General features: G+C 39.6%; 19 protein-coding genes and 1 pseudogene. 1 reads left to right on the top strand and 19 read right to left on the bottom strand.

What is annotated here, in order from left to right; all coding sequences use genetic code 11:
- Positions 1–229: 229 nt before the first annotated feature.
- The 9 genes from FTT76_RS12985 to FTT76_RS12945 form a co-directional block, all read right to left on the bottom strand.
- Complete coding sequence (locus FTT76_RS12985; protein ID WP_373686549.1) at positions 230–2,197, bottom strand: esterase/lipase family protein; 1,968 nt, start codon at positions 2,195–2,197, stop codon at positions 230–232.
- A gap of 167 nt (positions 2,198–2,364) precedes the next feature.
- Entirely contained in the window at positions 2,365–3,279 is a 915-nt protein-coding gene (locus tag FTT76_RS12980; RefSeq protein ID WP_168377627.1) for an ABUW_2363 family tetratricopeptide repeat lipoprotein, read from the bottom strand.
- A gap of 106 nt (positions 3,280–3,385) precedes the next feature.
- Positions 3,386–4,195, bottom strand: a complete 810-nt coding sequence (gene cysE / locus FTT76_RS12975) for a serine O-acetyltransferase (protein WP_180007755.1) — start codon at positions 4,193–4,195, stop codon at positions 3,386–3,388.
- On the bottom strand, positions 4,188–5,030 hold the full coding sequence (locus FTT76_RS12970) for an RNA methyltransferase (protein ID WP_180007756.1): 843 nt from the start codon (positions 5,028–5,030) through the stop codon (positions 4,188–4,190). Before FTT76_RS12970 ends, cysE begins: the two co-directional genes overlap by 8 nt.
- 51 nt (positions 5,031–5,081) lie before the next feature.
- On the bottom strand, positions 5,082–8,654 hold the full coding sequence (dnaE, locus tag FTT76_RS12965; RefSeq protein ID WP_180007757.1) for a DNA polymerase III subunit alpha: 3,573 nt from the start codon (positions 8,652–8,654) through the stop codon (positions 5,082–5,084).
- A 129-nt stretch (positions 8,655–8,783) separates the two neighbouring features.
- Positions 8,784–9,290, bottom strand: a complete 507-nt coding sequence (locus tag FTT76_RS12960) for a hypothetical protein (RefSeq protein ID WP_257235101.1) — start codon at positions 9,288–9,290, stop codon at positions 8,784–8,786.
- A 361-nt stretch (positions 9,291–9,651) separates the two neighbouring features.
- Positions 9,652–10,347: a methionine ABC transporter permease gene (locus tag FTT76_RS12955; protein WP_078188742.1), complete on the bottom strand. Its 696-nt coding sequence runs from the start codon at positions 10,345–10,347 to the stop codon at positions 9,652–9,654.
- Positions 10,344–11,369, bottom strand: coding sequence for a methionine ABC transporter ATP-binding protein (locus FTT76_RS12950; protein WP_168377623.1), 1,026 nt, complete (start codon positions 11,367–11,369; stop codon positions 10,344–10,346). Before FTT76_RS12950 ends, FTT76_RS12955 begins: the two co-directional genes overlap by 4 nt.
- Positions 11,370–11,444: 75 nt before the next feature.
- A complete protein-coding gene (locus FTT76_RS12945; protein WP_180007758.1) occupies positions 11,445–12,317 on the bottom strand; it encodes a MetQ/NlpA family ABC transporter substrate-binding protein in 873 nt (290 codons plus the stop codon).
- A gap of 656 nt (positions 12,318–12,973) precedes the next feature.
- On the opposite strand from FTT76_RS12945, the gene FTT76_RS12940 reads away from it, so the two are divergent.
- Complete coding sequence (locus tag FTT76_RS12940; protein ID WP_180007759.1) at positions 12,974–13,297, top strand: pyrimidine/purine nucleoside phosphorylase; 324 nt, start codon at positions 12,974–12,976, stop codon at positions 13,295–13,297.
- A gap of 247 nt (positions 13,298–13,544) precedes the next feature.
- Here the strand turns inward: FTT76_RS12940 and FTT76_RS12935 are convergent.
- From FTT76_RS12935 to FTT76_RS12890, 10 genes and pseudogenes are all read right to left on the bottom strand, one after another.
- A pseudogene (locus FTT76_RS12935) lies at positions 13,545–14,102 on the bottom strand (GNAT family N-acetyltransferase).
- 12 nt (positions 14,103–14,114) lie between these two features.
- Positions 14,115–14,954: a TIGR02391 family protein gene (locus tag FTT76_RS12930; RefSeq protein WP_180007760.1), complete on the bottom strand. Its 840-nt coding sequence runs from the start codon at positions 14,952–14,954 to the stop codon at positions 14,115–14,117.
- 86 nt (positions 14,955–15,040) lie between these two features.
- Positions 15,041–16,324 (bottom strand): phosphoribosylamine--glycine ligase, encoded by a 1,284-nt coding sequence (purD, locus tag FTT76_RS12925; RefSeq protein WP_078193712.1) that lies wholly within the window; start codon positions 16,322–16,324, stop codon positions 15,041–15,043.
- Between the two features lie 132 nt (positions 16,325–16,456).
- On the bottom strand, positions 16,457–18,031 hold the full coding sequence (gene purH / locus FTT76_RS12920) for a bifunctional phosphoribosylaminoimidazolecarboxamide formyltransferase/IMP cyclohydrolase (RefSeq protein ID WP_180007761.1): 1,575 nt from the start codon (positions 18,029–18,031) through the stop codon (positions 16,457–16,459).
- 95 nt (positions 18,032–18,126) lie between these two features.
- Positions 18,127–18,396 (bottom strand): DNA-binding transcriptional regulator Fis, encoded by a 270-nt coding sequence (fis, locus tag FTT76_RS12915; protein WP_001086304.1) that lies wholly within the window; start codon positions 18,394–18,396, stop codon positions 18,127–18,129.
- 392 nt (positions 18,397–18,788) lie between these two features.
- Positions 18,789–19,673, bottom strand: a complete 885-nt coding sequence (locus tag FTT76_RS12910) for a DUF3426 domain-containing protein (RefSeq protein WP_180007762.1) — start codon at positions 19,671–19,673, stop codon at positions 18,789–18,791.
- Between the two features lie 18 nt (positions 19,674–19,691).
- Positions 19,692–20,594 carry a 50S ribosomal protein L11 methyltransferase gene (gene prmA, locus FTT76_RS12905; protein ID WP_180007763.1) on the bottom strand — a complete coding sequence of 301 codons (903 nt, stop codon included), beginning with the start codon at positions 20,592–20,594 and terminating at the stop codon, positions 19,692–19,694.
- A 141-nt stretch (positions 20,595–20,735) separates the two neighbouring features.
- Positions 20,736–21,608 (bottom strand): bile acid:sodium symporter family protein, encoded by an 873-nt coding sequence (locus FTT76_RS12900; RefSeq protein ID WP_180007764.1) that lies wholly within the window; start codon positions 21,606–21,608, stop codon positions 20,736–20,738.
- A 74-nt stretch (positions 21,609–21,682) separates the two neighbouring features.
- Positions 21,683–22,561 (bottom strand): bile acid:sodium symporter family protein, encoded by an 879-nt coding sequence (locus tag FTT76_RS12895; protein ID WP_078188732.1) that lies wholly within the window; start codon positions 22,559–22,561, stop codon positions 21,683–21,685.
- A gap of 147 nt (positions 22,562–22,708) precedes the next feature.
- Positions 22,709–23,059, bottom strand: a complete 351-nt coding sequence (locus tag FTT76_RS12890) for a hypothetical protein (protein WP_078188731.1) — start codon at positions 23,057–23,059, stop codon at positions 22,709–22,711.
- Positions 23,060–23,202: the final 143 nt, after the last annotated feature.

The following is a 23,202-nucleotide window of genomic DNA, read 5'->3' as shown; positions in this document are numbered from 1 at the left end:
ACGCAAAATAATTCGGTACTATTAAACATGAGGATAGAGTTGTGAGTTTTGTGTGGTAACTCAACTGATGGCTCTAGTCCTCATATTTTTCAAGTCAATTTCTTATCCGCGATTCGGGTTATATAGTAATTACCTGAATAATGGCATATTCAAGTAAATGCAGAAATAAAAAAAACCGATCCTGAGATCGGTTTTAAAATATGTAGATCGATTTAAATGCTGTATTGCCTTATGGTTTATAGAGGCCAAGTTCAATCAAATGCAAACGTAATATACGGCGTAGTTCGAGTACCGCTTCAGGGGTTTCTTGAATCGAATGACCCCCTTTAATGATCTTTTCTGAAACAGCACCCTCTAAATGCGCACTGGTGTATGGCACGACATCATCCGAGATTACATTTTTATCTTGGCTGTTGGTGTTATTTCCCATAATTGAATGAAACTTCAAACCCTTACGCGGCTGAATATTTTCAGTGAGCGCGATAAATTTTGATTGATGACTTAAGTCACTTGGTCCATTTTGGATCAAGCCATGGTCAATTTCACGAAATAAATCTTTCAGGTCTTCTTCTTGAGTTAACACATCACCCATGGCCGATAAAAAAGCTCCTGGGAGTTTAATAATTTTTCGAGCGGCTTTGGTAAACCAGCGATCTGCATATTCTGTACCGCGATGAGGTGCAGCTAAAAAAATTGCACGGCTGAAATTTGGAATATCTTCAATCACCATACGTTGCTTCACTACTGGAATATTTCGGTACTGATTTAATTGACGTGAATTCATCATTTTCAAAGCTGCTTGCGTGGTATCGGCTTGGCTGACAAGTAGTCGTGCAATAATGCCGCCCATACTATGACCGACTAGAACAGCATCTTTTTTAGCCGCGGCATTGGCGTCTACTTTGCTAAAGGTCTGAGTCAAAATGGAATAAATTTGGAAGCGGCTTTCAATAATCGGCATATTAGTTGAATAGAAGACTTGCCACACTTGATAATGTTCACGTAGCACTGAATCGCCCATAATATCGTTAGTCAGACGAATCCATGCTTCAGGGCTGCTAGCAAGACCATGTACCAAGACGATAACTTTTTTGTCAGGATTATATGGTTCAAGCATGTAGAGATGCGGCATCGTCAGTTTTTCATCTCGGTCAATCAGTGATAAATAAGCTGCCTTACCCAAGTTATTTTGTGCTAACCAAAGACCATATGGAGCAGAAAAATTGGCTGCAAGGGCATAGTTTTTATTGGCAATATTGACCTGTTCATATTTGTACGGGTCGTAAGCCTTAATTTGAAACTCATGCTGATTTAAAATTTGATCAACTGAAGTTGTGGTGCTTACAGGTTCCGCTGTTAAGGTTGCAGCTAAATAGCGCGCTTGATGGATATTAGGGTTTGAACCAGACGGATATTTAAAATCTATTGGGTTGATAATGTATTTGGCTTTGCCTGTTTCAACTGTATGTTCTTCAGGTAAAACCACAAGGAATTCGGAACCAAAACCATCTCGGCGGGTAATTGAACGTAAACCTGAGAAGTTGAGGTTATAGGTTGACATCAATTGTTCAATTTTACGATTTTTGAGTTCTGGGTAATGGCTGAAGTCAATATGATAGGTGGTTTGTCCGACTTTGATCTGTTGGGTGACTTCTTGCGGTTTATAACGTAGTGCATAGCTGCTAACCAGTTTAGCAATCCCTTGATTATAGAAATCTCGGATTTGAACTTGGCGGTTATCAAAAATACGGTCAGCAGGCGCACGTTTGGTTTTAAACATATAGGCGTAGCTATAGCGAATACTTTTATCCAGTAGCGTCAGCTGTTGATCTAAACATTTGTTATAAGTGTCTTGTTCAATTTTTTGTTTTTCTTCTGATTTGTGGCTATTGAGAAGACCTAATTTACAGGCTGAAGAAGACTCATATTCGATGGCTTTGGCTAAATATAATTCACTTGCCGTAGACAATAATTGTTCATCTTGAATTTGAGGGATCTGTTGTAGTTCATCAACACAGGCTTTCGGGTCTTCTATACACGCTTTGGCTTCACGACCTGTCATCGACAAGACATTTAAACTGGCTTCGCTGAGTTTGTTTCGAGAAATAATACTTTCACGTTCATTGGCAATAGAAACGTTGAGTTTTTGGTTTTTGACACTGACGACCTGACATCCACTCAGTACGCTGGTACTCATGATTCCAAGGAGCAGTATTGTTTTAGTATTTAGCTGCATAAAGGGGTCGCACATTGGGTTGAATATTTTCAAATCATACGATAATTGTCAGGATTTTCAATTCGCCTTAAATGAAAAAAGACCGTTAAAACGGTCTTTTTTCAAAAGAATTTTCTAAATCGTTACAATTAAGATGTAGCTTTAGGTGGATTTAGAACTTGCCAAACATTCCAACGGCCTTGCTTTTCAATTTCTTGAATTAAGCGGTCAGCGACTTCGCCTTCTTGTGGGTATTTCACTTTATAGTTCTTTAAGACCTGAATTGCGTTCTTTTTTTGTTCCATCGCAATGTAGTTATTTGCTGCAGAAAGATACGCTTCTTGAACACCCGCTTTCATCGCTTTGTCTAGGTATGGAATCGCTTCACGTTGACCGCCACCTTCAGATAAACCGAAACCGAACCAGAAATTTGCTTCAGCATCATCTTGGTTGATTTTTAAAATACGCTGTGCATAAGTTAATGATTTAGTGGTGTATACAGAACCTAAGTCGAGGTTACGTGCCATCACACTGGCTTTAAATGCACGAACTAAAACATCAAAAGAAGCGTTGTCTTTAGATGCAAGGGTATCTAATTTTTGCGTCACTTCTTTAAGTTTAAGTTCAAACCCTTTACGTTCTTGGCGTTGAACAAAACGTGGTGGATAGTGACGTGCTTTACCTTCAACGAGCTGTAAGAAATCATCAATTTCAGTAATGTCGATTTCATTGTCACCCGCTAAAGCAGCAAATTTCATTGAACGTACTTTGCTGTCTACAATTGGAATAATCAGACGGTTTTCTTCGAGTGTTAATTGCTTAGATGGGTCGGTTGGGCTAGTTACCACCATCTTAGTCACAGGCTGTGCTGCAGCTTTTTGTAAATTTAATTCAAAAGGAGGTGGTGCATCGTAGTTAAATGGGTTGAGTGCGTAGAAAGGTGGAGTCAGTTCAGGCTCTACAAAAATCATGGCATCTTTAGGTGCATTATTCTTAGTTGGGGCGCTTCCACAAGCGGCAAGGGTTAAAGCAATACAAGCAACTGCCAAGGGCTTAAGCGTCATATGATTCATCCATTAAATTTATTTTATACAAAAAAGCATGTTGGTCAGTCTAAAAAAACTCTGAACAACATGCAAGTTAAAGGCAACTTATTCTGATTGCTTTTGGTTAAGCCTTAGATTGACTACTTTGAGCTTCGCATTCGCGGCGCACATCTTCAATGATTTTAAGTTCTTCCTGACTAAAAGGTTGTTCATTAAGCTGTTGCTTTTTGAACGTTGGGTCAAGGAGAGACAAACGCTGACACAAATTATTCATACGTTTTTCATTGTGCTGAATACGATCTAACAATACACGCATACCTTCTAACATCGGGTCAGTTTGGTCTTGTGTTGCAGCATATGGTTGGAAACCAATACTTTCTGCATAGTCGCGACGACGGGTTTCAGCTTCATCTTTTGGTTTATCTTTGGTGATAAAGCGTGCTGGATTACCTACAGCGGTAGTATCCGCAGGAACTTCTTTGGTCACCACGGCATTTGAACCGACTTTGGCATTTTTACCCACCGTAAATGGGCCCAAGATCTTTGCACCAGCGCCAACCACTACACCATCTTCCAAAGTTGGGTGACGTTTGCCTTTGTTCCAAGTCGTACCACCTAAGGTCACACCATGGTAGAGGGTGACATCATCACCAATTTCAGCTGTTTCACCAATCACCACACCCATACCGTGGTCAATGAAGAAACGACGACCGATTTTCGCACCCGGATGAATCTCAATGCCTGTGGCAAAGCGGCTAAAAGAAGACAATAAGCGGGCTGAGCCTTTACACTCTTTTTTCCAAAGTTCATGTGCCATACGATGCATGATTAAGGCATGAATTCCTGGATAAGTCGTTAAGACTTCGAGCGTATTTCGTGCAGCAGGATCGCGCGCGAATACAGCCTGTATATCTTCTTTGAGCTGCTTAAGCATTAGATTGATCCTCATTGTCTGTAGATTTTTTCCATGTTCCGTTATTTAATGCCTGTACTCGGCTAAAGATGCCACGTAATAAGTGGTATTCCATACGATCTAATTGTATACGTCCAAATAGGCGACGCAAGCGTAAAGGTAATAATCTTGGATTTTTTGGATCCATAAATTCAATCTCTGCCAGCATTTTTTCAATATGCGGGTAGAACTGTTCCATCATTTCATGGGTCACTAACGGTTCATCCCATTCCATATCAATGTCATCTGTCACATGCATATTGGCATCAGGATTTGCCGTTAACTCAGTATGTGCAAGGGCAGCCATACGCATTTCATAGCAAATGACTTGAATCGCTTGGGCAACGTTTAAGACGCCATATTCAGTATTTACTGGAATAGTGACGTGGTAGTTGACCATTGCCAATTCTTCATTGGTCAAACCACGGTCTTCACGGCCAAATACTACGGCAATTTCTTGTTGTTGTTCGCAGACCGCTTTGAGAGACATTTCTGCAGCAGGGCGAGCGTCAAGTAAAGGCCATGGAATGGTGCGACTACGTGCACTGGTCCCAAAGACAATATGACAATCTTTAATAGCATCTTCTAATGATTCAACAATTTCAATTTGATCTATTAAATCGACAGCACCGGCAGCCAAGGCATTAATGTCAGGATGCGGGTAAGTCTTAGGTGCAACTAAGACCAGCTTTGAAAGTCCCATGGTTTTCATGGCACGTAATGCACTACCAATATTTGCGGGTAATGTTGTATTCACCATGACAATACGCACATGGGAGAGATGTGCTGAAACCGCAGCATTGTCAGTTTGATTCATGATATTTCCAATTTGTTTATTTAAAAAAGCAGTTCAAACAGCGTTTAAACTTTAAGAAAATTGATTGGCTTCTGCTTGGTATAAATCCATGGCATCATCCATGCTCATTCCATCTGGCGGTGGAGGAACTTGCGCAGGAATAGAGGCTTGTTCATAACTCACCGCCTTGGCTGCTTTGGATTTGACATGATATTCGACATGCAAAGATTCTTTGCCGAAGTAGTCACGCAGCTTAGACAGTAATTCATCTAGTGGGGCAACTTTCCAGTTTAAGCCCAAATGAATGTCGGCCGTCGCATATGGATAGTCAATATATAACTGCACAGGTATATGCGTACACATATCGACATTGCAGAAAGGCAGTAAAATATTTTGGATGTCGCGTGAGAGCGTTTTACTAAAATGTTCCGGCGTTAATTTGATTTGAATCGCATTGGCACGTTTTTGACGGATTTCATTCAAACTGAAGGCTTTAGTTAAGCGACCCATTGGCCGATCAAAACCTTCACGTTCGTAAATTTCACCTTCAATCACCACCACTTTTTCGTTTTGAATCACGTCTTTGAAGCGGTTAAAACGTTCGTGATTCGCAGACACTTCAATACGTGCTGTACCATCATCGAGCGTTACCATCATGCGGTTTGGGAAGTTGGCAACATCGACCACTAGGCCTGCAAATACTGTAGTGACACCACGACGTGTAGGGGTAAGTTCATTAATGCGCTGTGAAATAAAGGCTTTTAACTCTGGGCGATACACATCAATCGGGTGACCTGTTAAATATAGGCCGAGTGTGTCTTTTTCACCTTTAAGACGAACTTCATCTGACCACGGTTTGACAGGTTTGGCAGGTTTACGCTGAACTTCTTCCACTTCGCCAAACAAGTCCATCATGCCTGTTTCGCGGTTAGTGCGTGCTTGATCCGCCGCTTGAACGGCTTCAGGGAGCTGTGCCATCAAGTCAGCACGTTCTAAACCTAAACAATCCAGTGCGCCACCACGAATCAATGCTTCAAGGGTACGTTTATTGATTTTTTTCAGGTCAATACGATGACAGAAGTCGAACAGGTCTTTATAGGGACCATCTTGGATACGTGAGTCAATCACAGACTGCATGGCAGCTTCACCGACACCCTTGATCGCACCTAAACCATATACGATGGTTTTTGGATCGCTGGCATGGAAATTATATAAAGACATATTGACCGAAGGTGGCAAGACTTCGAGACCATTAATACGACAGTCATCGATCAAGAACACCACGTTATCGGTATTCTGCATTTCCGAGGTCATCACTGCTGACATAAATTCAGCAGGGAAATGTGCTTTTAACCAAGCGGTTTGATATGCAACAAGGGCATAGGCTGCGGCATGGGATTTGTTAAAACCATAGCCTGCGAATTTTTCCATATAATCGAAGATATGGTTGGCCGTATCTGCATCAATACCTTTGGTTGCAGCACCTTCAGTAAAGATCTGACGGTGCTTAATCATTTCTTCGACTTTCTTTTTACCCATGGCACGACGAAGTAAATCCGCGCCACCCAAGCTATAGCCAGCACAGAACTGCGCTGCCTGCATTACCTGTTCCTGATACACCATAATGCCGTATGTCGGTTCAAGGACACTTTCTAGTAATGGATGTAAGTATTCAAACTCGCCACCATGCATACGGTAAATAAAGTCAGGAATCAGATCCATCGGGCCTGGACGGTATAAAGACACGAAAGCAATAATTTCTTCGAACTTACTTGGACGTGCCTCTTTCAGCATTTTTTTCATGCCGACGGATTCAAACTGGAAGACCGCAGTGGTATTTGCATCTGCGAACACAGCATAGGCAGGTTTGTCATCCAAAGGAATTAAGGAAATATCGACAGGTGTAGTGATATCTGGACGGGCATTAATGTGCTTAATGGCATCTTCAATTACCGTTAAGTTGCGTAAGCCCAAGAAGTCGAATTTAACTAGACCTGCAGCTTCCACATCGTCTTTATCGAATTGGGCTACACGGTTAGTTCCATCTGCATCACATAGGACAGCCGAATAGTCAGTTAACTTAGTTGGTGCAATAACCACACCACCGGCATGTTTACCTGTGTTACGGGTAATGCCTTCAAGTTTGAGTGCCATTTCCCAAATTTCGGCTGCATCGTCGTTATCTGGGTTAGATGGATTGGTGACAATGTCTTTGAGTTGTGGTTCGGCCTCAATGGATTCTTCCAAACTTAAACCTAAAGGCTTGGTCGGAATCATTTTAGAAATACGGTCAGCCAAACCATAAGATTTACCCAAGACACGCGCTACGTCACGAATTGCACCTTTTGCCGCCATGGTACCGAAAGTTGCAATCTGAGAGACCGCATCTCGACCATAAGTGCGTGCAACATAGTCAATAACACGGTCACGACCTGCAATACAGAAATCGACGTCAAAGTCGGGCATTGATACACGTTCAGGGTTTAAGAAACGCTCGAACAGTAGGTCATAACGTAGTGGGTCTAGGTCAGTAATTTTTAAACTATAGGCAACCAAGGAACCTGCACCCGAACCACGGCCTGGACCAACAGGCACGCCATTACCTTTAGACCATTGAATAAAGTCCATGACAATTAGGAAATAACCTGGGAATTGCATGGTCAGGATGATCCCGACTTCATAAGCCAAACGTTCATCATAAGGCTTACGAATTTCTGGCCAGTCGTCACCACGTTGTTCGACAGGGTACAAATGCGCTAAACGTTCTTCTAAACCTTCTTTTGATAAATGTTCAAAATAGGTGTCAATTGTATGGCCTTCAGGAATTGGATAATCGGGAAGGTCATGGAAGCCTAAACGTAATGACACATTACAGCGTCGCGCAATGTGATAGGTATTTTCTATAGCCGTTGGAATGTCTGCAAACAGCTCCGTCATTTCCTCGGCAGTTTTAAAATACTGTTCAGGACTGTAATTTTTAGGGCGACGATTGTCACCGAGGACATAGCCATCGGCAATACAAACGCGTGCTTCATGTGCCTCGAAATCTTCTTTACGTATAAAATGCACATCGTTATGAGCAACCACACCAATGTTAAATTTCTTCGCAAGTTTTACTGCTTCGTGAATAAAGTCTTCTTCACCCGAGCGCTCAGTTCGTGTAATCGCTAAATAAACACGATTGCCAAATTTTTCGACCCATTCAGCTAACAGTGGTTCAGCTTTTTGCGGGTTGGAAGAGCAAAGCATTTTGCCGACATCACTTTGCATACCCAGTAAAACAATCAAGTCTTGGTGTTGATTTAAAATCCAATCTTTTTTTACGCAAGGAATATCAAGCTGTTGACCTGAAATATAACCTTCAGAAACCAACTCTGTTAGACTGCGCCAACCTTTATTGGTCATCGCTAGAAGAGTAGCTTTGTGTTCAGCATCATTCAAACGAATGGTTGAACCAAATATGGGTTTAATGCCTTTATCTAAGCACTTTTTATAGAATTTTACAGCAGCATGTAGATTTGAAAGGTCAGTAATGGCCAGAGCGGGCATTTCATCTGCAGCTGCAGCTTTTACAAGATCAGGTATACGTACAATAGATTCAGTAATGGAAAATTCTGTAAAAATACCAAGATGTACAAAGTGCATAGATGAGTCCCTGCGAAAACAGCTGCTGATTTTAGCATGCTCTGAGATCAAACTTGCGTTTATTGCATGGCTTTATGCAGATTTATAAATTCACTGTTTAATCAATAAACGCTGTATGACAAGCACCATTTAGCAAGCAATACCTTGATTAACTGAAAAGGCAGTTAATTTGCCATTTTTAAAGTTGAATGCTAGATTGCCAATATAGGGTAAATCATAATTTTGCGGCTCTTTCAGCACAGATTTGGCATGAGTAGGTGAGAGTAAAATCACATAAGCAATTTCATTGGGATTGGCGGATTTTGCACTTTTGGGAAAGTCTTTTTTAAATTGTAGAAAGTTATATTGGCTTGTCAGATGTTTTGACCCAATTTGAATTTTATCGCGTATTTGAGTGGATTTATCCCATTCCATCCAAACATCCCCTTTGGTTTGTCCAAGTTGGGCGAAGCTGCTTTTATTTTTATAGAATGAATCATTCTTAACTTGAGGATTGTCCTCTGCATAAATTTCAAATTTTAGAAATTTACCTTTTGATGTGACATGAAATTCAGTATTGCCGGCACATTCTGAATATTCATATTTAAGCTTTACTGGATTTTTGCTGATTAATGCATTTGCTTTTGATGCAGGCAAGGGTAAGGCTAAGTCAACATCATTTACCTTAATACTAGTGACATAGTCATAATCAGCAATGGATGCAGATGCAGCTGAAGTGATCAATATCCCCGTTGTGAAAAAAATTTAAGCGGAAAATTTGTGCTGTCAGTGTAGTTTCCATGGGGAATATAAAATCCTGTTCTTTTGATATTTTGTACTCATTCAAGTTTTTGTAAACGTAATATTGAAGGTTATATTTTAAATTTTATGGTGTTGCTAATTTTCCGTCAAAATAATTTAGAGTTAAAGAAATTTTGGTTTAATTACGGCATTAAAACTAAGTTTTATAAACAAAAAAGCCCTCCGAAGAGAGCTTAAAGATATGAATTGCGCAGGCCTAGCGTAATTTTGATAACCAGTCACCCAGACTTTGTACGATTTGCACCAAGATCAATAAGACGATCACGGTCATGATCACCACGCTACTATCAAAACGTTGATAACCATAAGAAATAGCAAGGTCACCGATACCGCCTGCACCTACTGCACCCGCCATGGCCGTTGCCCCAATTAAGCTAATGGTTGCAGTCGTTAAGTTTAGAATCAAAGAACTGCGTGACTCTGGTAGCACAAATTTAGTAATGATTTGCAGCGGAGATGCGCCCATCGCTTGAGCAGATTCAATGATGCCGTCATTCACCTCGAGCAATGATGTTTCAATCAGACGGCCAATGTAAGGACCAACATAGATAGTGAGCGGAACAATTGCAGCCCAAGTCCCGATCGATGTCCCTACAATGACTTTGGTCAAAGGGATGACCGCAATCAAGAGGATAATAAATGGCAATGAACGCAGCGCATTCACTATCGGGTTCAAACCATGGTAGATGACACGGTTAGGCAAAATGCCTTGTGGACGTGAGACATATAAGATCACGGCCTGGATAAAACCCCAAATACAGCCGAAGAGCATGGCAAAGAACACCATGTGAAAAGTTTCTTGTAGGGCAGTGACGAACTGATCCATAGACAAAGAACTTTTCCAAAAGGGTGCTGTAATTTGAGTCAGCCATTGAACAATTAAATCTCTCATTGCTGAACTCCTGCTTGAGTGACTTCAACACCATGTTGTTCTAAGAACGCCACCGCTTGTTGAATCAATGCTGTATCACCTAATAGCTGAACGAACATTTGTCCAATCACCGCACCATTAATTTCAGTCATATTGGCAAACAAAATATTCAGGCTAATATCAAACTGTTTAATTACCGCCTGAATCACAGTTTCTTGTGCCGAACTGCCGAGGAATTTTAAACAATAAATACTGTTATGATTTTGATTTTCTAAATTATTTAAAATATTAACAGGGAGCTGTTGCTGTAATACAGTTTGAATAAAGTTTTTCGTTGTATTGTGTTTTGGCTGACTAAAAATCTCTAAAGTTGAGCCATGTTCGATGACTTTCCCTTGTTCCATTACCGCAACATAATCACAAACGGATTCAATCACATCCATTTCATGGGTGACCATGACAATGGTAATGCCTTGTTCTTGATTGATTTTCTTTAATAACGCCAATACCGATTTGGTGGTTTGCGGATCGAGAGCAGATGTTGCTTCATCACACAGTAAAATTTTAGGATGATTGGCAAGCGCACGGGCAATCCCGACACGTTGTTTTTGACCACCAGAGAGCTCATCTGGATAAGCATTTTTCTTATGTTTTAAGTCAATAAATTCGAGCAACTCTTCTAAACGTTTTTGGCGTTCAGCTTTAGACACACCTAAAAGTTTAAGCGGCATTTCAATATTTTCTGCAACTGTTTTGGTTTGCAGTAAATTGAAGTGCTGGAAGATCATGCCAATATTGGTTCTTTCTTGACGCAGCTCTGCCGAATTTAAAGCAGTAAAGTCTTTATCATGAATAATAATTTGCCCTTCACTCGGACGTTCTAGCAAATTAATTAAACGGATTAAGGTACTTTTGCCTGCACCACTGTAGCCAATTAAACCGAAAATACAGCCATCTGGAATGTCCAGATTAATCTGATCCAGTGCTGTAACGGTTTGGCCTTTTAGCTCAAAATGCTTGGAGATATTTTTAAATTGGATCATAGCGTCAAAAAAGGGTTCAAAAATGAAAAAACAGGCAAAGTAAACTTTGCCTGTTTATTTGAAGAAATTATATTACTATTTTGCTTCAGTGAGGTAGCTAGTTGGTTTGTTTACATCAATTTTAGTACCACCAAAATGTTCATCGATGTAAGCTTTAACTGCTGGAGTGTGGTAAAGCGCGCCCACTTTTTGTAGAACTGGGTCATTTTGACGGTCAGCAGCAACAGCAAGAATATTCACGTTCATTTTTGTACTTTGATCGATTGGCTCATAGTAAACCGCATCTTTCAGTACGTTTAAACCACCTTCCATTGCAAGGGTATTACCCAAAACAATCGCATCAACTTCGTCTTTAACACGAACCGCAGTCGCCATTTGGATTGGCTTGATTACGATTTTCTTCGCATTTTCAGTGACGTCAGCAGGTGTACCTTTTACATCGTCAAAATCAGCTTTAAGTTTGATTAAGCCAGCAGATTGAAGTAGTAACAATGCACGTGATTCGTTTGCGCCATCATTTGGAATCGCAATGGTTGCACCTGTTTTAAACTCTTCAAGTTTTTTAACTTTGCTTGAATAGATACCCATTGGTTCTAAATAAGTTGTCGAAAGCGGTGCAATTTTATCTTTATTGTTGTCGTTAAACGCAACCATATAGGCATATGACTGGAATGCATTAACATCAATTTCTTTGTTCGCTACAGCAGTGTTCATAGACACATAGTCAGTAAAGTTTTTCACTTCAAGTTTAATGCCAGCTTCTTTAGTTTCAGGAAGCGTAGCAATATAGCGCCAAATATCAGCATCTGAACCAGTCGAAGCCATGGTAACGGTTTGCACTTCTGCAGTGTCTTTTTGTTGTGCGGCGTCAGTTGCAGGAGCTTCTTGTTTACCACAGCCTGAAAGGCCAACAGATAAACCGAGAACTAATCCTAGGAGCTTTTTCATATATTCACCCGAGTAAATTTATAAAATTAATAAATTCACAAATCATATTATGGAGAGATTTACTTAAGTCTTTTATCAGACAGGCTGATAGATGCTTAATAATTTAAAATGCTACACAGACTTATACAATTAGATCTGAGTCTATTTCCAAATGGGAAAAGATAGCCATTGCAAGCTGCTGTAAACAAAAGATTTAATAAAGTAAATCTCTATATTTCGCTAGGCATCATATCAATTTTTTATTATTCAATATAGTGATTTAAAAAGTTATGCTTAGCAGCAAAAATGTAAATGGAATATGTTTAATTAAATAATTTAATAAGTAAAAACAATATATTATTTATAATTAAACTATTTAAGTACGTCATTTGTATATGTTTAGGTCTATATAACAAATTTTAAAATGTATTGCTGAAAATATGATAAAAATGAAATAAGTCCTGTCATTCACAAAATTTGTAACATTCATATGTGAAAATAACGGAGAGCTTCAATCTAATCTGCATTGAAATCTTTATTGATATATTTGAAGTTCAACTCTGATTCATGGTTTTTCAAAATCTTAGATCTAAATCTGAGGAATATTGAATCCGCTACATTGTTTAATATAAACTGCTTAATAATTGATCATAATAAATTACTATGTGAGGCACGCTATGTCAAATCAGTTTGATTTCGTCTCAGTTGTAAAAAAGCCTACGGTTCATTATGATGGCGGTAGATCGGTGAGCCATGTTTTAAAAATGGAAGATGGTAGTCAAAAAACCATCGGTGTATTTTTGCCATCAAACCAACCCATGACGTTTGAGGCACATGTGAAAGAGCGTGTTGAAATCACATCTGGGCAGTGTGTCGTGCAAATTGGGGAGCAGGGCGAGTTTGTTCAATATACGTCTGGCGAAAGCTTTATTGTTCCACAAGATTCTATTTTTAAAGTGCAATGTACTGATGTCGTTGATTATGTATGCCATTTTGATTAAGCATGCTTAGACAGGTTTGCAGTTGCTTCAGCTTTCCAACTTATGATTTTTTATTTCTAAGTCATAGCAATTGTTATGTTTAGAGTTTAAACCCCGCACTTAGCGGGGTTTTTTATATGATTACATGAATGATTTTGCTGTCTTATACGAAATCCTGCGGTGACTAAAATTAAGCTTTTTAACATCATCTATAACCACTGTTTGGCAGAGTTAATGTGCTTTGGTTTTGCTGTGAATAAATATTCAATTAGCAAAATGGAATGTGTAAATAGTCACTACGCTGTATTTCATAGAGTACATGACGGTTTAATGGGTGATCCGCAGCTACACGTGGATGATTAAATTCACGGATTTTTTGTATACCAATGCGTTGCATCACACGTTCTGATGGTGTGTTCAAACTTGCAGTGAAGGAAATAACTTTATCTAGTCTTAAGTTTCTAAAAGCATGTTTGAGTACAGCTTTTGCTCCATCGGTGGCATAACCTTGATGCCAATATTGCGGTAGTAGTCGCCAGCCGATTTCAGGTGCATCGACTATTTCAAACTCAGGTGGGTGTACGTGTAAGCCGATAAAACCAATAAATTCGCCTGTGGCTTTCAACTCAACGGCATATAAACCCCAACCACGTGTTTCTATTGCATCGCGTAGGCGCTGCATAAATGTGGTGGCTTCTGAAGCATCGAGTTTTTTTAGAAAATAACGCATGACGTCGTCATCTGCACACATTTGGATAAATGGGGCAGTGTCGGAGTCTTTCTATTGGCGGAGGATGAGGCGAGGCGTTGCGATAAACTGATTCATGCTAATTCATCTTTATCTTTTAATTGCTTTGCTTTCTAATAAATATAGTTCATTAATCAATAAAAATTCACGTATTTGTTGTGAATAAGGCTTATCAACTTCACTATGTGCACGTTCATTTCTATAAGCAGTAAATATATTGGTAAATAGACAACCTAGGGCATTTGAAACCTTTTCATTGTTTGTATCCCATGAATAAATTGATTTGCGTTGTTTATCTGAAATGAATGCGGTTTTTAAAAGACTGTTAGAAAACAGACTATGATCATTAATTTTATCTTTGACAATATCTTCTAATCTTGTATATGCCGTTAAGATTGAGTAATTGGGATCATCATTAAATTTAAGAGCAAGATCGAAAATTCGAGAATCAACCAAGTGGAAAGGTAATTCTGTTGGATAGAAACGGTCATTATTGATTTGGTATTCCGTAGTTTTATAAATTGCATAGATGTATTCGTATATGTTAATTGGCCTTACAACTCTAGCTGTGAACATTGTTTCAAGATCTGCATCTGATAATGAACTATGATTTACTTTCTTCATTAATTTTTCAGAAATATTAATTTCTTCAACTTCTATATTGTGCTTTAAAAGAAGTTGCAGTGATGATGCTAATCCTTTAGGTCCTTCACCAGAATAGCCTGAACTAAAGCCTGATCTGATAATGTAAGTATTTCTATTAGATTTGATTAAATATGCATGTATTTGATTGCAAGATAAAAGTAATGCTTTTTCAATATATGTTTGAGTTTGGAGAATGACACCAATAGCGTCTAAACAATCTTGAGTATAAGGTGTCCCTAAATATTGTATTTCTTCAGATGGTCGATTAAATAAATTAAAGATCATTTTAATAAAGTATTTGTTTGATATTTAATTGAATATATCAAAAAAAACCCGCACTCGGCGGGTTGTTTATTTAATTTAAATTAAGATTAAGCATTTTCACGCGCAATTGCGCGGTAACCAATATCTTTACGGTATTGAACACCATCAAAAGTCACTTTTTCGCATAGTTCAAGCGCTTTGGCTTGTGCTTCACCAATCGTGTTGCCTAGAGCAGTCACACAAAGTACACGACCACCAGCAGTCACAATGTCACCATTCTCAAGCGCTTTTGTACCTGCATGGAATACTTTTGCATCAGCCATTTCTGTGTCTAAACCAGAAATCACATCACCATTGCTAGAAGTTTCTGGGTAGCCTTTAGATGCAAGTACGATACCTACAGTCTTACGCTCATCCCATTCAGCTTCCGCAGGTAAGTTACCAGCGATACCAGCTTCAACCAAATCAACTAAAGATGATTTTAAACGCATCATAATTGGTTGAGTTTCAGGGTCGCCAAAACGACAGTTGAACTCGATCACTTTTGGTTGACCTTGTTCATCAATCATTAAGCCTGCGTATAAGAAACCTGTATAAACATGACCGTCTTTTTTCATACCTTCAACGGTAGGACGCATCACTTCATTCATGGTTTTTTCAAATACGTCAGCAGTCACAACAGGCGCAGGAGAGTAAGCACCCATACCGCCAGTGTTTGGACCTTGGTCACCTTCAAAGATACGTTTGTGATCTTGAGACGTTGCCATTGGCAAAATGTTGTCGCCATCAATCATGCAAATGAAAGATGCTTCTTCACCTGCCAAGAACTCTTCGATGACAACGCGTGAGCCAGCATCGCCAAATTTGTTGCCTGCAAGCATGTCATCAATCGCATCAAATGCTTCTTGATTGGTCATGGCAACAATTACGCCTTTACCCGCAGCAAGACCATCTGCCTTGATTACGATTGGTGCACCATTTTTTTCAACAAATGCTTTTGCTGCATCTACTTCTGTAAATACATCATAGAAAGCAGTTGGGATGTTATGGCGTTTTAAGAAGTGCTTCGCAAATGCTTTAGAGCCTTCAAGCTGTGCAGCAAATTGAGTTGGGCCCCAAATTTTTACACCCGCTTCACGGCAAGCATCCACAACACCATTTACAAGCGGTGCTTCAGGGCCAACCACGATTAAATCCACCGCATTGTTTTTAGCAAAGTCGATAATCGCAGCGTTGTCTAAAATATTTAAGGCAACATTTTCGCATTTATTTTCAGTTGCAGAACCCGCATTGCCCGGTGCTACAAATACTTTTGCAACTTTGTCATCTTGTGCGATTTTCCATGCCAATGCATGTTCACGACCGCCATTACCCAAAACTAAAATATTCATCGGTTCATACTCCATGAATCGAAAATGACATAAAGTCCTCAACCTGAAAGCAGGAGAGGACTTTATGCAAGATTAGAAATCTAGTGTATTAAGCAAAAGACTGTGCTTAATTGTCATGATCAAGTTGCCAACTTAGTGACGGAAATGACGCATGCCAGTGAAGACCATTGCAATACCAGCTTCATCAGCTGCAGCAATCGTTTCGTCATCACGCATAGAACCACCCGGTTGGATAATGCATTTGATGCCCGCTTTTGCAGCGTTATCAATGCCATCACGGAATGGGAAGAATGCGTCAGATGCCATTACCGCACCTTCAACCACTAAACCAGCATGTTCAGCTTTAATTGCAGCAATACGAGCAGAGTTAACGCGGCTCATTTGACCTGCGCCAACACCAATGGTTTGACGACCTTTTGCATAAACAATAGCGTTAGACTTAACGTATTTCGCAACTTTCCAAGCAAAGATCAAGTCATCAATTTCTGCTTCAGTTGGCGCACGTTTAGTCACAACTTTAAGGTCATCTTTCGTGATCATGCCTAAGTCTTGGTCTTGAACCAACAAACCGCCATTCACACGTTTGTAATCTAACTGAGCTTTACGTTCAGTAATTGCAGGAAGCTCGCCGCATACCAGTACACGTACGTTTTTCTTCGCGCCAGTCACTTCAAGCACGCCTTCAGCAACGCTTGGAGCAATGATCACTTCAACAAATTGACGGTCAACAATGGCTTGCGCAGTTGCAACATCTAATTCGCGGTTAAATGCAATGATGCCGCCGAATGCAGATTCAGGGTCAGTTGCATAAGCAAGGTCATAAGCCGCTTGGATGCCGTCTAAAGATACTGCTACGCCACATGGGTTTGCGTGTTTTACGATGACACATGCAGGCTTAGCAAATGATTTTACACATTCAAGTGCTGCGTCAGTGTCTGCGATGTTGTTATAAGATAATTCTTTACCTTGAAGTTGTTTCGCAGTAGAAACAGATGCTTCAGTTGCTGTGTCTTCTACATAGAAAGCAGCAGATTGATGCGGGTTTTCACCGTAACGTAAGTCTTGAACTTTGTTCAATTGAGTATTGAAAGTACGCGCAAATTTATCTGCTTGACCTTCTTCCTTACCTACGCGAGCGCCTAAGTAAGATGCAATCATGCCGTCATACTGTGCAGTATGTTCAAATGCTTTAACCGCAAGGTCAAAACGAGTTGCATGTGATAATGCGCCTTCAGCTTTTAACTCTTCAACAACAGTTGCATAGTCAGATGCATTTACTACGATACCTACAGATGCATGGTTTTTCGCAGCAGCACGAACCATAGTCGGACCACCGATGTCGATATTTTCAATCGCATCAGCAAGTGAGCAGTTCGGTTTTGCAACAGTTGCAGCAAACGGATAAAGGTTAACAACAACTAAATCGATTGCATCGATGTTGTGTTCAGCCATCACAGCTTCGTCTAGACCGCGACGAGCTAAGATACCACCATGAATTTTCGGATGTAGCGTTTTTACACGGCCGTCCATCATCTCTGGGAAACCTGTGTGCTCTGAAACTTCAACTACGGCAACATTATTGTCTTTCAACAATTTGTATGTTCCGCCAGTAGATAAAATTTCTACCCCTAGAGCAGCAAGTTCTTGTGCAAATTCAACAATTCCAGTCTTGTCAGACACAGAGATTAAAGCGCGTTTAATAGTCATGATCTTCGTCACAGTTTTCAAGGAACAGATTAAAACAAAATTAGCAAAATGCAGGTTAAAAAAAATGCCTGCGGAAGCCGCAAGCATTTTATCATTTATTCACTCATTAAACCGTGAGCTTTCAACTTTTTACGTAAAGTACCACGGTTTAAGCCGAGAATCTCAGCAGCACGGGTTTGATTACCACGCGTATATTCAAGAACTACAGATAGAAGAGGCTTCTCCATTTCCGCCAGCACCATATCGTATACCTGAGATGGTTGCTCGCCTTGCAATTGTGCAAAGTAATGGCGAACTGCGCGATCTACGTGAATACGAAGAGCGACATCAGATTGTGCAGTAAAAATAGGAGATTTGCTATTCATGCGAATTAATCCGAAAAATCAAATATCACTTGGGTAAAGTGATTTGTTAAAAGTGGTCTATAAACTTGAATGAACTCCGTTTTAGTTCCTAATGCGGAGTTCTAAAACTTGTACATTACTTGTAGCTTGACACAACTCGCAAAATTGTTCGAAAAATAAGCGTAACAATAGATTAATAATTGTTACAGCCTAAAAAACAAACAAAAAATCTACTCAATACGCAATAAATATTAAAGCGCACGGTTGGGATTGTATTTGTTGTGAAAAATTAGCGAGGAGTTTGCAGCACAAAGCTTTCGTGGCGCGTATCATACCATTGTCTAGGAAAAAGTGAGCAAGAAAACTGCATTTTTTTTATGTTTTTTTTACTTTTTTAATAGTTTTTTCCAATATTAGGGGCGAATCAACTCAATTGAATAATTATCGAAGCTTTTGCGTGCAATTGGTAGACTAAATTGGAATTTAAAAGGACTACTTTTTGGGATCCGTTGGATGCCATGCAGACTTTTGTCCAAATACTCTTCAGGTAAAAGCGTATAGTTTGCTATTTCAGTACCATTTTCTTTTAGTGAAATTTTCATATTGGGTAAGGCAAGGCTACGGTCATGAAAATTGATCATTTCACCTGTAAAACGTGTTTCATTATTTCCAATGCTACGAATTTTGACTTTTTTGGTACTAATTAAACTGTAATGTTCCTCTAGACGTGAACAATTAAAGACATCACACACTGCTGTGAATGCAGCACCCATCACTGGACTGTTTTTTAAATATTGAGGATTGAACCAGAAAAACTGGAATATAAGTGCACCAAATAAGAAGGCATTAATACAGAACCACATAAAATAGTTGAGTGGTGTACGTTTTTTATCTTTTTCAGCCTGTTCTGCCCAATTTACAGCAGGCAGGTTGCCGATCGGTTCGGTGCTGAAATAATTTAAGTTATTTAAATAGGTTTTTAGATCGATATTAGAGTTTTCGACTTTTTGATCAAATAGTTTTAATAAATGGTGGGTTGGTGTTTCTTCAACAGTCACTGGTGTAAGCGTATTATTAAATTCGCTGACATTAATAATAGTATTGGAGTTTTTTTGAGGTGCATTTTCTTGCTCAGGGGTAGAAAAAGACAACGCTTTATCTACCACCAAATGAGACAGTGCATTAAAAGATGTAGAGCACTTTGGGCAACAAACCATGCCCTGAGCGACAGTAAGCTGCGGAACAGTTACTTTATATGTTGTAAAACAAGTTGGGCAGTTAGTTAATTTGTCGCTCATAAGTACACATTTTAAATTTTAATACTGTTGGCGTTTACCCGAAATTCGGCACCATGTTTCGTCACGTTTTTCTACGTCTAATATATCAAAAAATTCAGAATAAACACTAGAAACATCAGAAACTTGCTCTTCAATTACACCTGCAAGTGCGAACTCGCCCTCAGATTTAATTAAAGTTGAGAATTCTGCAGCCAAGGCCATTAGAGGGCCTGCAAGAATATTAGCAACAAACACATCGGCTTTTTGTCCAGCGAGTTCTTGGTTGAACTCTTCAGGTAGGCCTACATACAAATTTTCCAGTACACCATTCAATTCGGCATTTTGTTGTGTTGCTAAAACGGCTTGTGGGTCAATATCAGTGGCATAAACTTTTTTTGCACCCAAAAGTAAAGCGGCAACACCTAAAATACCAGAACCACAACCGTAGTCGATTACGATTTTATCCTTAAGATCAACTTTACCTAACCATTGTAGGCATAAGAATGTTGATGCATGGTTGCCAGTACCAAATGCCAGACCTGGGTCTAGTTTGATGTTTACGGCGTCTGCTTCTGGCGCTTCCATCCATTCTGGTACGATCCAGTATTTTTCACCAATTTTAATAGGCTCGTAAGCATCCATCCATGTGCGTTCCCATTCTTGGTCTTCAATGAATTCGCTACGCATTGGTGCTTCAGGAAGTTGAGCTTTAATAAATGTTTCTAATGCAGCAACATCAATTTCTTCATCATCTTCTTGTGCATATATACCAGTTACGATCACTTTATTCCAAAGTGGTGTTTCACCTGGAAGTGGTTCAAGTAAATCCTGATTTTCTGCATCATCTAGCGTGACACTGACTGCACCTAAAGAACTGAGCAGCGTTTCAGTGTAATCAACTTGAGCTTTTTCAACAGTAATATGAATTTGTAACCACTTCACGGACATAACCTAAATGAGTTTTATAAAAAGCTATTGTAACGGAACTCGGCAACTTGCAGCTAGCGATTATCAAAATTGACAAAAAATAAAAGGATGCACGTAGCATCCTTTTAACTTTTCAGTGCCTTAACTTTTAATTGTTTAGGTCGTTGTTGTCGAGATTGGTGCAAAACGTGTAATTAGGAAGCCAAATACAGCGGCAAAGATGTACATAAAGATTGAATAAACCGCCGCAGGCATTGCAACTGCAGAGCTGGCCATCACCGTTAAGGCGATGGTCATGGCTAACGTACTGTTATGAATGCCGATTTCAAATGCACAAGCACGTGCCTGAGCACTATTGATGCCGAATAGTCTCGGAACAAAATAACCGATACATAAGCTGAAGATGCAGAATAGAACCGTTGCTAAGCCAACTTGAGTTAGATAAGCCGCAATATTATGTCGTTCAGAGTAAATAGCACCGATAATAATTAAGATGAGAAAGACCACAGCAAAGATGCGGAGTGGTTTATGCAGTTTCTCAGTCAGTTTAGGTGCATAGTGACGAAGCAGCATGCCTATACAGACGGGGATGATAATGATGCTGAAAACTTGGAGGATTTTTCCAAACTGCAGACTGATTTGTTGCCCTTCTTGCATGAAGTGCATGATCGAAAAATTCACGATCAATGGAAGGGTTAATGCTGCAATGACTGAGTTGATGGCGGTCAGGGTAATATTTAAAGCCAAGTCACCTTTAAATAGATAGCTAAATAAGTTCGCTGTACTACCACCAGGTGAGGCTGCAAGTAGCATCAAGCCGACAGCAAGCAGTGGTGGTAATGCTAGCAGTTTACATAGTAGAAAGGCGATACCGACAAGCAACACGAGCTGGCAAAATAATGCGATCAACACGGCTTTAGGGTGCTTGGTGACACGTGCGAAATCTTTGGGGGTAAGTTCTAGCCCAAGCCCGATCATAATAAAGGCCAGTGCTAATGGCAAAAGAACCGTAATAATTTCAGAATCCATATTATTTATTCTCCTTGAGCATATTTAATGGTTTTTCACCAAAGTCCTTATGGTGATTACGTTTGAAAAATAGTTTAGGTTTTCACTTGTTGGATCAGATGACTGCCACGGCGCGTCAAAATAAAACCAAATAAGGTCGCCAATAAATACATAAAAATAGAATAAACACCGGCAGGTATCGCCACTGTGGTGTTTTCAAGCACACTCAGTGCGATGGTTAGGGCGATACTGGTGTTATGAATGCCAATCTCAAAGGTACACGCACGTGCCTGCTTTTCCGGCACACCCGCGAGGAACGGAATTAGGTAACCCAAAAATAAGCCACTGAAACAGAGTAAACAGGTCGCAATGCCGACGCTGGCAAAATACGTAATGATGTTGGATTGTTCACGCAAAACTGCGAGTGTAAAGATAAGAATTAATAAGAAAATAGACAACATTCGCATCGGTTTGTTGATGTGATACGCAATGGTCGGAAAGGAGTTGCGAATAAACATACCGAAACATACCGGTATCAAAATAATCAGAAATACATGGGTGATCTTGTCGATAGGCATACCAATGCTAGTGCTTTCACCAACAAAATGCAAAATGGATAGGTTGACGATAAAAGGCAATGTAAAGCACGAAACAACTGAGTTGATGGCTGTTAAGCTAATGTTTAATGCAACGTCACCTTTATATAGGTAGCTAAAAAGGTTAGCAGTGGGGCCGCCGGGTGAAGCCGCAAGCAACATGAGCCCGACCGCGAGTAAAGGGGGTAACTCAAGCAACTTACACAGGAAAAAAGCAATACTGGTCAGTAGAATAAGTTGAGTAAATAAAGCGATGAAAATAACTTTTGGATAGCGTCCAACGCGTAAAAAGTCTTTGACTGAAAGTTCAAGCCCCAAACCCATCATCATAATGGCTAAAGCAATGGGTAGAAAAAATGCAAATAATCCCGAATCCATGGAATTTCCTGATATTTTTATCCTTATAGTATTTTTGAGTTTATCTCAGTTTAATAAATAAGCAATAAATAAAAGCGAGTAAAAACTGATGTTTTACCCGCTTTATTTTTGATCTGTTAGTTGGTCGATATTTTTATCGACAACTGTTTATTTAGGACGAGGAGGAGTGAACCCTAAAGCACATTTTCCTTTAATTTCTTGTCCATTAATCGTTGCAGTAGTGGCTTTTGCATCTGCACTACATGTGCTTAATAATTCGGCTTCTTCGCCATGAAGATTTGCATTTTTGGACGAGCTAAAAAATTGTGGTTCGCAAGTACCATTCCAGATAATACCGCGATAGGCAAATGAAACTTGAGCGCCTTGGCTTTTACCTTTACAGACTTGTTGATATCGCTGTGCATCATACACTTTCTCAACTTTATCATTGGCTGAGGCAGCAAGTGGTGATAAACATAAACCGCATAAAACCGTGGATAGCAAAATATTCTTATTCATGCTTATGGTCCTTATGATTCTCATGGGATCTATAACAGAATAAAAAATCATCAGAATAAAACAACAATCTTCGAGTAACATTTGCTTGAGAAATGTATATTTTTATGTGGAATTTGCAAAGTATGTATGTTCATAAAGAAATA

This window comes from Acinetobacter sp. YH01009 (assembly GCF_013420765.1).
GTDB classification, from domain to species: Bacteria; Pseudomonadota; Gammaproteobacteria; order Pseudomonadales; family Moraxellaceae; genus Acinetobacter; species Acinetobacter amyesii.
Note: the sequence above shows the minus strand (reverse complement) of the source record. Positions and strands in the feature narration are given on the sequence as shown.

What these genes read in the sequence shown, in the direction of transcription:
- FTT76_RS12985 (WP_373686549.1), bottom strand. Translation starts at nt 2,197, where the DNA reads ATGAGTACCAGCGTACTGAGTGGATGTCAGGTCGTCAGTGTCAAAAAC.
- FTT76_RS12980 (WP_168377627.1), bottom strand. Translation starts at nt 3,279, where the DNA reads ATGACGCTTAAGCCCTTGGCAGTTGCTTGTATTGCTTTAACCCTTGCC.
- cysE (WP_180007755.1), bottom strand. Translation starts at nt 4,195, where the DNA reads ATGCTTAAGCAGCTCAAAGAAGATATACAGGCTGTATTCGCGCGCGAT.
- FTT76_RS12970 (WP_180007756.1), bottom strand. Translation starts at nt 5,030, where the DNA reads ATGAATCAAACTGACAATGCTGCGGTTTCAGCACATCTCTCCCATGTG.
- dnaE (WP_180007757.1), bottom strand. Translation starts at nt 8,654, where the DNA reads ATGCACTTTGTACATCTTGGTATTTTTACAGAATTTTCCATTACTGAA.
- FTT76_RS12955 (WP_078188742.1), bottom strand. Translation starts at nt 10,347, where the DNA reads ATGAGAGATTTAATTGTTCAATGGCTGACTCAAATTACAGCACCCTTT.
- FTT76_RS12950 (WP_168377623.1), bottom strand. Translation starts at nt 11,369, where the DNA reads ATGATCCAATTTAAAAATATCTCCAAGCATTTTGAGCTAAAAGGCCAA.
- FTT76_RS12945 (WP_180007758.1), bottom strand. Translation starts at nt 12,317, where the DNA reads ATGAAAAAGCTCCTAGGATTAGTTCTCGGTTTATCTGTTGGCCTTTCA.
- FTT76_RS12940 (WP_180007759.1), top strand. Translation starts at nt 12,974, where the DNA reads ATGTCAAATCAGTTTGATTTCGTCTCAGTTGTAAAAAAGCCTACGGTT.
- FTT76_RS12930 (WP_180007760.1), bottom strand. Translation starts at nt 14,954, where the DNA reads ATGATCTTTAATTTATTTAATCGACCATCTGAAGAAATACAATATTTA.
- purD (WP_078193712.1), bottom strand. Translation starts at nt 16,324, where the DNA reads ATGAATATTTTAGTTTTGGGTAATGGCGGTCGTGAACATGCATTGGCA.
- purH (WP_180007761.1), bottom strand. Translation starts at nt 18,031, where the DNA reads ATGACTATTAAACGCGCTTTAATCTCTGTGTCTGACAAGACTGGAATT.
- fis (WP_001086304.1), bottom strand. Translation starts at nt 18,396, where the DNA reads ATGAATAGCAAATCTCCTATTTTTACTGCACAATCTGATGTCGCTCTT.
- FTT76_RS12910 (WP_180007762.1), bottom strand. Translation starts at nt 19,673, where the DNA reads ATGAGCGACAAATTAACTAACTGCCCAACTTGTTTTACAACATATAAA.
- FTT76_RS12900 (WP_180007764.1), bottom strand. Translation starts at nt 21,608, where the DNA reads ATGGATTCTGAAATTATTACGGTTCTTTTGCCATTAGCACTGGCCTTT.
- FTT76_RS12895 (WP_078188732.1), bottom strand. Translation starts at nt 22,561, where the DNA reads ATGGATTCGGGATTATTTGCATTTTTTCTACCCATTGCTTTAGCCATT.
- FTT76_RS12890 (WP_078188731.1), bottom strand. Translation starts at nt 23,059, where the DNA reads ATGAATAAGAATATTTTGCTATCCACGGTTTTATGCGGTTTATGTTTA.